Source organism: Tepidanaerobacter sp. EBM-49, from assembly GCF_001896645.1.
GTDB lineage: Bacteria > Bacillota > Thermosediminibacteria > Thermosediminibacterales > Tepidanaerobacteraceae > Tepidanaerobacter > Tepidanaerobacter syntrophicus.
Genome location: NZ_MPPE01000051.1, coordinates 43,071 through 56,212 on the forward strand (window position 1 = coordinate 43,071; position 13,142 = coordinate 56,212).

The 13,142-nt window shown below is 41.7% G+C and carries 7 protein-coding genes and 1 pseudogene; all 8 read left to right on the plus strand.

Annotation, left to right across the window (positions count from 1 at the left end):
- Positions 1 to 30: 30 nt before the first annotated feature.
- Positions 31 to 612 (plus strand): orotate phosphoribosyltransferase, encoded by a 582-nt coding sequence (gene pyrE / locus BUE08_RS09165; protein WP_059033142.1) that lies wholly within the window; start codon positions 31 to 33, stop codon positions 610 to 612.
- A 91-nt stretch (positions 613 to 703) separates the two neighbouring features.
- Positions 704 to 2,413, plus strand: coding sequence for an arginine--tRNA ligase (argS, locus tag BUE08_RS09170; protein ID WP_213950405.1), 1,710 nt, complete (start codon positions 704 to 706; stop codon positions 2,411 to 2,413).
- A gap of 126 nt (positions 2,414 to 2,539) precedes the next feature.
- Positions 2,540 to 3,178, plus strand: coding sequence for an MBL fold metallo-hydrolase (locus BUE08_RS09175; protein ID WP_059033137.1), 639 nt, complete (start codon positions 2,540 to 2,542; stop codon positions 3,176 to 3,178).
- Between the two features lie 140 nt (positions 3,179 to 3,318).
- Positions 3,319 to 4,920 carry a CTP synthase gene (gene pyrG / locus BUE08_RS09180; protein ID WP_286680784.1) on the plus strand — a complete coding sequence of 534 codons (1,602 nt, stop codon included), beginning with the start codon at positions 3,319 to 3,321 and terminating at the stop codon, positions 4,918 to 4,920.
- Positions 4,921 to 5,010: 90 nt separating this feature from the next.
- Positions 5,011 to 6,093 carry a lipid II:glycine glycyltransferase FemX gene (locus BUE08_RS09185; RefSeq protein ID WP_286680785.1) on the plus strand — a complete coding sequence of 361 codons (1,083 nt, stop codon included), beginning with the start codon at positions 5,011 to 5,013 and terminating at the stop codon, positions 6,091 to 6,093.
- 12 nt (positions 6,094 to 6,105) lie between these two features.
- Positions 6,106 to 8,490, plus strand: a complete 2,385-nt coding sequence (locus tag BUE08_RS09190) for a Lon protease family protein (protein ID WP_213950401.1) — start codon at positions 6,106 to 6,108, stop codon at positions 8,488 to 8,490.
- Between the two features lie 320 nt (positions 8,491 to 8,810).
- A complete protein-coding gene (locus tag BUE08_RS09195; protein ID WP_286680786.1) occupies positions 8,811 to 12,368 on the plus strand; it encodes an InlB B-repeat-containing protein in 3,558 nt (1,185 codons plus the stop codon).
- Positions 12,369 to 12,842: 474 nt separating this feature from the next.
- Positions 12,843 to 13,142 (plus strand): annotated as a pseudogene (locus BUE08_RS09200) (ABC transporter permease); the annotation flags it as partial.

The window sequence follows — 13,142 nt, forward strand, 5'->3', positions numbered from 1 at the left end:
AAATCGGCATATTTGAAGGGAGAAATTTTCATGACAGATGATGAGATATTAAAACTTTTTTATGAGACCGATGTCCTTAAGACCGGCCATTTTCTACTGACCTCCGGCCGCCACAGCAACAAATATCTGCAGTGCGCCCAACTTCTTCAATATCCGAAGGCTACAGAGCAGGTCGTAAAAAAGCTTGCCGAAAATGTAAAAGATCTGGGTATTCAGACAGTAATAGGACCTGCCATGGGAGGAATTATAGTTTCCTATGAGATGGCAAGACAGCTGGATGCCAGAGCGATTTTTACGGAAAGAGGAGAGGACGGAAAGATGGCTCTTCGCCGCGGATTTACCATAAAGCCCGGTGAAAAAGTGCTTGTGGTAGAAGATGTTGTAACTACCGGAGGATCTGTAAAAGAAGTTATATCAGTAGTAAAGGAACTTAAAGGAGATATAGCGGCTGTTGCGGCACTGGTGGACCGCAGCGGGGGTAAGGTGGATTTCGGGGTGCCTGCTTATTATGCATTAAACCTTGAGGTAGAGTCCTACCTGCCTGAAGAATGCCCCTTGTGCAAAGAAAATATCCCCATAGAAAAGCCCGGCAGCAGAAAAAAGCAGCAATAAAGCCTGCTTGTTGCAATTCGAATCTTTGAGTGGTAGAATTTATTTGCGCAAACCAGCTTTGCCATTGAAACACATTTTGCAGGAGGATTTTATGAAAGATCTAAAGACAGAAGTTCAGCAAAAACTAAAGAATGCAATTTTATCTGCTTTAAAGGCAGCCATAGAAGAAGGCGCACTACCTGTTAAAGATATACCTGACTTTTACATGGAAGTTCCGCAAGACAAAGAACATGGGGATTTTGCCTCAAATATTGCCATGATTCTTGCAAGGGAAGCTAGGATGGCGCCTGCAAAAATCGGCAAAATCATAGCAGACAGAATAGATATGGAAAAGGAGCCCCTAATCGAAAAAGTAGAGATAGCAGGCCCCGGCTTTATAAACTTCTATCTTGTGCCTACTTGGGCAAATGCCGTTATATATGATGTTTTAAAATACGGCAGAGACTTTGGGAAAAGCAACATAGGAAAAGGCACAAAAGTCCAAGTGGAGTTTGTAAGCGCAAATCCCACCGGTCCCATGCACATGGGAAACGCCAGAGGAGCAGCTTTGGGAGATGCCCTGGCATCAATACTTGAAATGACGGGGTATGATGTTACAAGGGAATTTTACATAAATGATGCCGGCAATCAGATTGAAAACTTCGGCCTTTCTCTTGAAGCCCGCTACCTACAGCTGTTGGGCAAGGATGCCGAAATACCTGAGGGAGGCTATCATGGAGAAGATATAACGGAGCATATGAAGGAACTTATCGAAAAAGAAGGCGACAGGTTCTTAAATATGGACTCTAAAACCAGAAAAGCTTATTTTATAGAATATGCCCTAAGAAAGAATATCCAGCGCATGAAAGAGGATTTAGAAGCCTTTGGCGTGCATTTTGACGTGTGGTTTTCCGAACAGAGCCTTTATGAAAGCGGAAAAGTAGATGAAGTTATAAGCGAGCTTACAAAAAAGGGCTACACCTATGAAAAAGACGGGGCATTGTGGTTTAAGGCTTCAGCCTTAGGCGAGGCGAAGGATGAAGTGCTTATTCGAGCAAACGGCCTGCCTACCTATTTTGCCTCAGACATTGCCTATCACAAGAATAAATTCGACAGGGGTTTTGATTGGGTGATAGATATCTGGGGAGCCGATCACCATGGCCATGTAGCCAGGATGAAAGGGGCGCTTAAAGCCTTAGGCTATGATCCGGACAAACTTACTGTGATTATTATTCAGCTTGTAAGGCTTTACCGAAACGGCGAAATAGCCCGTATGTCGAAGCGCACAGGCCGGGCAGTAACCCTTAGCGATATCATAGAAGAAGTAGGAAAAGATGCAGCCAGATTTTTCTTTAACCTTAGAAGTGCCGATACTCATCTGGATTTTGACCTGGATTTGGCAATAAAACAATCAGAGGACAACCCTGTATATTATGTGCAGTATGCCCATGCGCGAATATCCAGTATACTACGGCAGGCAGCAGAGCAGGGAGCCCGTATTCCTGATATAAATCATTTTTCCGAGGAAGAAATAAGCAAATATCTTGAGCTTCTTAAGGAAGAGGCAGAAACAGATCTTATTAAAAAGATGGCTGATTTTCCCGGTGAGATAAGGCTTGCGGCAGACAACCTTGCACCATACCGAATTACGGTTTACTCTCAAGAGATTGCCTCTGTATTTCATTCCTTTTATAATAAATGTAGAGTACTGACAGATGATGAGGACCTTACCACAGCAAGACTTTTGCTGGTAATGGCGGCTCAGCAGGTTATAAAAAATGCTCTCAGCATACTAGGCATCAGTGCCCCCGACCGTATGTAACTAATTTCTTAGAAAGATAAATGCCTTACATAAAGAAGGAATTTTAACTTTTAGCAAGAATATATAATAGTTAGGACGATTTTATTCCAATAAATTAAATTGGGAAAGAAAGGGAGGTTGCATATTGTGAAGATTCGATGGTTGGGTCATTCTTGCTTTTTATTGGAAGCAAATGACGGTACCAAAATAGTCACCGACCCCTTTGACGGCAGTGTAGGCTATAAGATACCGATGGTAGAAGCAGATATAGTAACTGTAAGTCATGAACACTATGACCATAATTATGTGGAAGGAATTCAAGGCGAGCCGGAAGTTATAAGATCAGCAGGCGAATGTGCAATAGACGGTATAAACATAAAGGGAGTTCCGGCCTTTCACGATGAGGCAAAGGGAGCAAAAAGAGGACCCAATATAATCTTTGTGTTCGAAATCGACGGTTTAAGAATCTGCCACCTTGGAGACCTGGGCCATTTGCTTTCTAAGAGCCAGCTGGAGGAAATCGGCGACATAGATGTTTTATTGATTCCCGTAGGCGGCACATTTACGGTAAATGCCGAGGGAGCTCTAGCTGTAATAGATCAAATTTCTCCAAAGATTGTAATTCCCATGCACTATAAGACACCGGCGGTAAGCATGCCAATTGATCCGGTGGACAAATTTGTAGAAAAGATTGGAAATGCGGAGCGGATTGATTCCAATACTATTGAGATAACGCCGGAAACCCTTGGAGACGAAAGACGCGTGATAATATTAAATTACGAATAAAATATAGCCCTATAAATCCCCTTAAGAGTTTTACCTTTTGGGGATTTTTTTGTAGGTTTATCTATTGACAACCACTATAGCGAATGACTAAAATAGAATGTAATTGTCTTTTTAAGATAAATTTCAAGGGGGATTCAAAAATGCCAACTAAATACATATTTGTAACAGGAGGAGTTATTTCTTCCCTGGGAAAAGGTATAACGGCAGCTTCTATCGGCCGTCTGTTGAAAAGTAGGGGTCTATCTGTCACCATGCAGAAATGTGACCCCTATATTAATGTGGATACCGGAACACTGAGTCCCTATCAGCACGGAGAGGTTTTTGTAACAGATGATGGAGGAGAAGCTGACCTTGATTTAGGTCACTATGAAAGATTTATTGATGTAAATCTTACCAAAAACAGTGATATTACCACAGGACTTATTTACTGGTCTGTTATTAAAAAAGAGCGGGAAGGAAAGTACAGCGGCAAAACTATTCAGGTTATACCTCATATAACAAATGAAATCAAAGAGCGGATAATGCGGGTAGGAAAAGAATCAAAGGCCGATGTGGTAATCACTGAAATAGGAGGCACCGTAGGGGATATAGAAGGCCTGCCTTTTTTGGAGGCTATAAGACAGATGAAGACCGATGTAGGGCGAGAAAACGTCCTTTATGTGCATGTAACCCTAGTGCCGTATATCGCAAAAGCCGGCGAGCTGAAGACAAAACCTACTCAGCACAGCGTAAAGGAGCTTCGGAGTATCGGTATTCAGCCCGATATCATTGTATGCCGCAGCGAACGGGTGATACCGCAGGACGTAAAGGAAAAAATAGCGCTTTTCTGCAATGTGGAGCCTGAATGCGTAATTCAGAACAATGATGTGGAAACAATATATGAAGTGCCTCTTGTCTTAAGAGACGAAGGCCTTGATGAAATAGTCGCAAAAAAACTGGGAGTTGACGGCAAAAAAGCAGACCTTTCAGAATGGGAAGAGATTGTAAGAAAGATAAAAAACCCACTGCACCATGTAAATATTGCCCTTGTAGGCAAGTATGTGGAACTGAGAGATGCGTATATCAGTGTAGCTGAAGCCTTAACCCACGGAGGTGTAGCAAATAACGCAAGGGTAAGTATAAAATGGATATCTTCTGAAAAACTGGAATGCGAAGATACGGACTTTTCCTCGATTTTCAGCGGGATAGATGGCATCATAGTGCCAGGTGGCTTTGGCGAGCGGGGCATAGATGGCATGATAATGACCGCAAAATATGCAAGAGAAAACAAGATACCGTTTTTCGGTATTGGAATAGGAATGCAATCTGCTGTAGTAGAGTTTGCACGAAATGTATGTGGCCTAAAAGATGCCCATTCTACAGAAGTAAATCCGGAAACTCCTTACCCCATATTTGATTTTCCGCCTGAAGAGCCGGGAAAAGAAAGAGGTGCCATGCGCCTTGGCAGCCATCCCTGCAAGCTTAAAAAGGGAAGCTTGGCGATGCAGGCTTACGGCACAGAGCTGATACATGAGCGCCACCGCCACCGCTATGAATTTAATAACTCTTACAGAGAAGTAGTTGAAAAGGCAGGTATGGAGCTTTCTGGAATATCGCCTGACGATAAGTTTGTAGAGATAATAGAGCTTAAAGATCATCCGTGGTTTGTAGGCTCCCAGTTCCATCCTGAGTTTAAATCCAGGCCCAACAGGCCTCATCCCCTGTTTAACCGGTTCATAAAAGCATCTCTTGAGAAAAAATAATATTTAAATCCTTTAATAGTCAGCCTAATCGTGTATAATAGAAGAAAGGCTGACTTTTTTATAACATTGCTTGGAGGTTTTACGATATAAATGGAAATAAAAATCATAGATGAAACCGAAAAAGATATTTTTAACAATTTTATGGCTTATGGGCCAAAAGGGCATGTGCTTCAGTCCTATGAGTGGGGGGAGGTAAAGCGCAGCACCGGCTGGCAGCCCATAAGGCTCCTGGTAATGGATGAAGGCAAGCCGAAAGCCGGGATTTCCATATTAAAAAGAAAATTGCCTATCCCGGGTTTTAACAAATGCATCTTCTACGCTCCCAGAGGACCTGTGGCAGACTACACCGACAAAGCCGTATTGCGATTTTTGTTTACTTATGTGAAGTCTCTTGCCAAGCAGCACGGCGCCATACTTATGAAAATAGATCCGGATATAAAGGCACCTAACAATGAAGTTGTCCGCAATCTAAAGTCCCTGGGATTTAAACCGGTGGATTCCGGCAAGGACTTTGAAGGCGTCCAGCCGAAGTTTGTGTTCCGCCTGGACATCAGCGAGCCGCTGGAGGATGTGGCAGCTAATTTTCACAGTAAGACCCGCTACAATATCCGCCTTGCAGAGCGAAGGGGAGTTAAAGTCAAGGTTGGCACAAAAGAGGATTTAAAGCCGTTTTATGAAATACTGCAGGAAACCTGCATAAGAGACAAGTTTTTAGTAAGGAGTTTTGAATACTTTGAAACCCTTTGGGATATTCTTGTAGAAAGCGGTATGGCAAGACTTTTTATGGCAGAATACGAAGGGAAGTATATAGCCGGAACTTTAGCTTTCATATTCGGCGACAAGGCCTGGTATATATACGGAGCATCTTCTAACGAGGACCGCAATGTAATGCCGAACTATGCCCTTCAGTGGGCTATGATTCAGTGGGCGAAAGAGAATAACTGCACCATGTATGATTTTCGTGGGGTTTCCGGCGACACCTCTCCTGACAATCCACTTTACGGACTTTACAGATTTAAAAAAGGATTTGGCGGTGAGTTTGTCGAATTTATAGGTGAGTTTGATATGCCGTTTTCGCCGTTTTTTTATTATCTTTGGGTAAGCGTGATCCCGGCATACCGCAAGGCAAGACAAAATGTGGTTAACTTTTTCAGGCAAATAAAAAAATCATGAGAAGGTGCGTATATGCTGACAAAACTTAAACATGATCAGCTAAGAGAAAAATGCGATAAGTCTATTTTTACTTTTCAAACCACAAAAGAGCTGGTCCCTCCAACAGATATAATAGGTCAGGAGCGGGCTGTGCGTTCTATGGAGTTTGGCCTCAAGATAGACCTTAAAGGCTACAACATTTTTATGACAGGTCTTACCGGCACCGGCAAGACAAGCTATGCAAGGGCAGCGGTCACAAAAGCTGCCGAATCAAAACCTGTCCCAAATGATATAGTCTATGTATACAACTTTGCAAAACCGGAAAAGCCCATTGCCATAAGCCTGCCGGCGGGAAAAGGCTCTGAATTTGCAAAAGATATGGAAAAACTAATCGAAGATATCCGTTCTGAGATAGCCAGAGCCTTCGCCGATGAAAGCTTCGAAAAACAGCGGCAGGAGATTATTGAACGGTATCAGCAAAAATCCATGGAGATTCTTTCCAAACTGGATGAAATTGCCAAAGCGGAAGGATTTCTGCTTCAAAAAACCGTCCAGGGCATCATAGCTATACCGCTGTCTTTTAGAGAAATACCTCCAAAACCCATGAGCCAGGAAGAATATGAGGCGCTTACTCCTGAACAGAAGAAAATACTGGAAGAAAAAGGCCGGAAGATTCAAAATGAGATCGATGAAGCCATGCGAAAAATGCGCTCTCTTGACAAAGCCGTCAGAGAAGAAATGGTAAAATTAGAGGAGGATACCGCTCTTGCAGTAATAAGCCCTCTTTTTGAGGATGTGATGAAAGATTACAGCGATTATGAAAAAGTTCTGGAATATCTTAAGGCGGCAAAAGATGATATCGTAGAAAACCTGGGTATTATAAAGGAAGAGAAAAAGGAAAGGCCGGAAGGCATGGAATTTCTGCCTTTTTATCCGGGCCCTGCTCCGTCGGAGTTTTTCCAAAGGTATCAGGTGAATGTCTTTGTCGACAACAAATCTACTACCCACGCCCCTGTCATCTTCGAGACAAATCCTACATATTACAACCTTTTTGGAAAAGTAGAGGGTAAGGCCCGCTTTGGCACTGTAGTCACAGATTTTATGCTTATAAAAAGCGGTGCGATCCACCGAGCAAACGGCGGCTATCTTATCATTGAAGCTGCAGATCTTTTTAAGGAGCCTTATGCTTGGGATGCCCTAAAGAGAACGCTTACAAACGGCGAGTCAAGGCCAGAAAATATAGGTCAGGAATACCTGCTTTTCCCAACTGTTACATTAAGGCCTGAGGCAATTCCCATAGATGTTAAGGTTATCCTTATCGGAAACCCCTATATCTACAGCCTGCTAAATGTGTATGATGAAGATTTCAAGAAACTTTTTAAGGTCAAAGTCGATTTTGATGTAGAGATGGACCGGAACGCCCAAAACATTAAAAAATATGCTCAGCTGATATCAGACATCGTAAAAACAAGGGGACTTTTGGACTTTAATCCGGACGGTGTTGCCGAGATTATAGACTACAGCTCCCGCCTTGCAGAAGACAAGACAAAACTTTCCACAAGATTTAATGAAATCCTAGATGTGCTTTATGAAGCAAGCACCTGGGCTCAGCTTGCCGAAAAGAGCATCGCAGACAAGGAAGATGTAGAAAAGGCTGTGGCAGAAAAGGTCTACCGCTCCAACCGCATAGAAGAGCGCCTGCTTTCTGCGATTCAAAGAGGAGAAATACTGGTAGACACGGAAGGCACTGCTATCGGCCAAGTTAACGGGCTTTCGGTGCTAGATACTATAGACTACATCTTCGGCCAGCCTTCTCGCATTACCGCAAGAGCGTATCTTGGTAATTCCGGTGTGGTGAACATCGAGCGGGAAGTAAAGATGAGCGGCAAGATTCACGACAAGGCTGTTATGATCCTTACAGGTTATCTGGGCGAAAAGTATGCAAAGGATATACCTCTTAGCATATCTGCAAGCCTTACCTTTGAACAAAACTACGGTGGGGTTGAGGGCGACAGCGCAACTTGCGCGGAACTTATCGCGCTGCTTTCTGCCATATCTTCGGTGCCTGTGCGTCAGGATATAGCAGTTACAGGTTCCCTTGACCAGCACGGAAGGATTCAGCCGGTAGGCGGTACTACTTATAAAATTGAAGGTTTTTATCATGCATGCAAGCTCAAGGGGCTTACCGGAACCCAAGGCGTTGTAATTCCTTGCCAAAACATTACAAACCTTATGCTAAAACCTGAGGTAGTATCGGCTGCCGAAGAAGGAAAGTTCCATATTTATGCTGCCGAAACCTTTGATGATGTTATAGAGATTATGACAGGGATGCCGGCAGAAGAATTTCACGGCAAGGTCAAAGAATCCTTGAAGAACATGGCTGAAAACGCCAAGAAATTCGTTGCAGGCGAGAAATAACACTGCTTTTAGATATTACATTTGTGTTACATTTTGTCAAAAATGTTGACCACTTACCTGACCGATGCTATAATATTGCTAGATGCGGGACATTGACACCTTGATAAAAGTTAAAGTTTCTCTTTAACTTTCAATTTCGGCGAGCAATTATAAATCAACACGTAATGTTACATTTATAGTTGCTCTGTTTCAGTGTTTCATGGCCCTTCAATGTTTTCAATAACTATTTGGAAAGGGAGGGAGATAACACCGAGAGGAATGTAAAATGCCTTTATCTGGAATTTAGTAATATCTCTTAAAATTAAAAGGAGGATTTGAGTATGAAGAAAGCAAAAAAATTACTTGTCACCCTATTAGTATTCGCGTTTGTGCTCAGCACATTCACAGTAGGGTTTGCAGCTACTTCTTCTTCAGCAAAAGTAACTGATGAGAATCTACCCAAAGAAGTAGTAAGAGCAATGGCCCTCGGATACTTAAAGGGCGACGACCAAGGCAATCTAAACTTAGACAAACCCATCACAAGAGCAGAGGCCCTGGCCATAGTTGTCAGAATCTCCGGCCTGGAAACTTCTGCAAGCCTAATGAAGGGACAGACTAAGTTTGCCGATGCAAATGCCGATCCCTCACTGCAGTGGGCAACAGGCTACATAAATCTGGGAGTAGGCCAGGGAATCATCAACGGCTATCCTGATGGAACCTTCAGAGGAAACGCCAATGTAACATATGCTGAAATGGCAAAAATGTTATTATATGCAATGAACTACGGCGTAACAGTTGAAGGCGCACCATGGCCCGCAGGCGTAATGGGCAAAGCCGACGATCTAGGACTGTTTGACGATGTCAGCGCATCACCGGATGCTCCTGCAATCCGCGGCGATGTAGTAATGATGGTCGACAACTCCTTAACCGTTGCACACCTGAAACAAACAGGTTATGGCGATCTAAAGCAGTATGAAGAAGATGAAAACACCACCTTCTTATCCAAGATGAAAGTTGACGAATATGACGATGTAAGAGTTACAGCAATCGCAAGAACCGACAGTGCTCTTGACGAAGATGAAGTAGAGCTTACAGAATACGACAGCAAGGGCAATGAGACAAATTCCGATGTTTACACACTCTTAACAGATGAAACACCTGAAGCACTATTTGGACTTAAAGTCGATGCATGGATCAATGATGATGACGAGATAGTATTTGTTGATATCTCCACAAATGCTAAGGACATTCTTCTTGACACAGTAACAGGAACACCGGCTAAAGACGAAATCGAACTTAAAGTTGCAGACGACACATTTGATGTAGCAAGCGGCGCAGAAGCTTATGTAAACTTCAGCAAAGTAACAGATTTTTCAAAGATACCGGCAGACGCTTATGGCAAATTTGTTCGCGAAAGTGGCAAGTTGGTATTCGCAAATGTGTTCTCATTTAAGGAAACTGGCGTAGTAACAGAAGTTGACAAGACTCTTGTTAAGTTCGTTGATGCCGCAAGCGGCGATGATGACGAAATAGATCTTAGCGATTATGATGATGTATATATTTACAATCCTGACTTTTCAAAAGCCGATGTAAAGGATATTAAAGAATATTCTTCCATTTTCTACTGGGAAGATGACGACGAGATTAACATAGTAGTCAACAACAATTCAGTAGAAGGCAAAGTTGATGCTGTAAAAGCAGACTCCATCAAAATAGATGGTACCTGGTATGACAAGGGCAATGATGCCGTAGTTACCCTTGACAAAGGCGACAACTATGATGTATGGGAAGGCCTTGACAATGTAGAAGACTTTGTTGATGAAGATGTAACAGCAGTCCTCGACCTCAACGGCGAAGTTATGCTGGTTACCGGTGCAGCCAAAGCTACCAGCGGCAATCTTTATGGGGTAGTAACATATGCTAAAGACGGAAGATATGTCACTCTCACAGTCTTCAACAAAGAAGGCAAAGAAGTAGACTATACAGCTGAAAGCTCAACAGAATTCCATGAATTGACAGGTTTCGATTATTACAAAACTGGAAGCGACCTCACATATGCAGCATTAAAATACAAATTAACTTCTGCAAATGAAATTGCTAAAGAAAAGTCTGTAGTTGCACAATTAAAAGGAGATGCTAGTGTAGTAAAGGCTTATCCCGCTGATAAGTTGACTACCAGCGTGTTAAATAGTGACGTATATGTCGGAAAACTCGTAAAAGATCCCGACAAGAAACTTATTACAGTTGGTGGTTCTCAGAACTTCTATGTTACAAGCGATACAGTTATTATGCAGGCGCTAAACAGCGACGGAGAGCTTGATCCCGCGGTTATAACAACTGATAAGTTTATCTCACTAGATATTAAGAGCAGTAACGAAGCTGTTGTATTTAAAGGAACCGGCAACGATGCTGACTTTATCGTGATGCTTAACAAAGAATTTTCAGGCGTTGAAGAAGATATCTATTATGGCGTAGTAACTGATGATCCTTATAAATCTGGTGGTTCATACTATGCAACAATCAACGTCTTCGGCGAAGGCGAAAAAGACTATAAGATCGATGATGTAGACAAATTCGAGAAAGGCTCAGTAGTAGCGTTTAAATTCAACAATAAGGATGAGGCAGTAGTTAAAACAGATTCTACCACTGCCGATATTGTCAGCTATAAGGACGGCTATCTAACAACTAGCAAAGGAACTTTTAAAGTTGATAGTGGAGCAGTACTATATAGCTTAGACGACAAAGGAAAGTTAGATAAGAAGATCACTAGAGCAAAACTTGGTGATTATAAAGATGGCTCAATTAACTATGTTCTCGATGAAGATGACGGCATACTGATTGCTGCAACAGTAAGTGAAAAACCTGCAGGTAATCCACCACCGACAACAGGAACAGTAAGTTATATTGCTGACGGTCTATTCAATGTAACGTTACCATCAGATGCTAAAACTACAGATACATTTGTAGTAATGACAAAAGTTGGAGCAACTGTTAAATCAGCAACTGTTGTAAATGGTAAAGCTGACTTTGGAGATAGTGCATTTACTGCTGGAGATATTGGAACGGCAGAACTATACAACCTGAAAGACTTAAATACAGCATTAGCAAGCACAAACTTCATCGCAAAAGCAACTCCTAAATATGCAGTTACATTTAGCGTAACTGGAAGCAACGGCTCAATAGCAGCAAAAGTTGATGGAGTAGCAGTTACATCTGTAGCTCAAGTAAAAGAAGGTAAAGACGTAGTATTTACAGCGACACCAGATGCAGGATATAGAGTAAAAGAGTGGACTGTAAATGGAACAGCAGTAGCTGGAGAAAAAGGAAATACGTTCACACTTACAAACGTCAAGGAAGCAAAAACTGTAACAGTTGCATTTGAAGCGATTCCTGAATATACAATAACATTTGCAAATCCAACTAGCGGTAAACTTAAAGCTTCCGTTGATGGAACCGAAATCAGCACAGGTGCCCTTGTAGCGGAAGGAAAGGATGTTGTATTCCTAGCTATTCCAGATGCAGGATATAGAGTAAAAGAATGGACTGTAAATGGAACAGCAGTAGCTGGCCAAACAGGAACTAAGTTTACACTTAGCAATGTTAAGGCTAATGCAACAGTTGCAGTTGTACTTGAAGCACTTCCAACTAAAACAGTAACATTTACAAACCCAGCTAATGGAACATTAACAGCAAAAGTTGATGGAACAACGATCACTACAGGTGCAACTGTATTAGTAGGAAAAGATATAGTGTTTACAGTAACACCAGATGCAGGATATAGAGTAAAAGAATGGACTGTAAATGGAACAGCAGTAGCTGGCGCTACAGGAACTACATTTACACTCACAAATCTTACTGAAAATGTAACGGTTGCGGTAGTACTTGAATTAGATATTTAGGGAACACAAGGGGACAGTCACTCTGTGTTATAAGAAACAGTAGCAATCAAGAAGAACTGACCTTAACCGGTTGGTTCTTCTTTTTTTTCAAAGGTGCCTGGCACCGCCCGAGTTTTGTCGAAAACTGACGAACACGGCAACCAGCGGGTTTTGGACCTCACAGGTAGAAATACTTGTGGGGTTCTTTCTTATTATCATTATATCGTTACTTTTATCAATTCCAAGGAAATGCAGAATTCTTAAACCCCCTGAAGATGGCCTTTTCCATTCCTTAAATCAGGGATGATATATATTATTGTTTACTGTATAATGTAATTAAAAGCAATTTAAGTGTAAAAGGATAGGTGTACGGAGGCAAATATGATATTTAATAAAGTATTTATTTTTTAAATTGCTTGGAGAAGTATTTTGTATGACATAGTATCATGAGCCTTAAATATTTATGAGAAATACAAAGATGAGGTGGGAAGTTTGATGATAATTAAATTGGCTTTTTCCTATATAAAAAAGCAAAAAGGAAAAACTATACCACTTTTGGCAGGTGTGGGATTAGCGGTTATGCTAATCTTTTCAATGCTTGTAATCAGAGATTCGGGATATGATAGTCAGATAAGAGAAGCAAAAAATTTACATGGAGATTATAATCTGTTTTTTGATGACATTGATATGAACTTGGTAGAAGAACTGAAAAAGCAGAAAGAGGTAAAAAAATTAATCAGTGTGAAATATTTATGCGAAGTAGTTAACACTGATAATGGAGTTGCAGTTGACTTA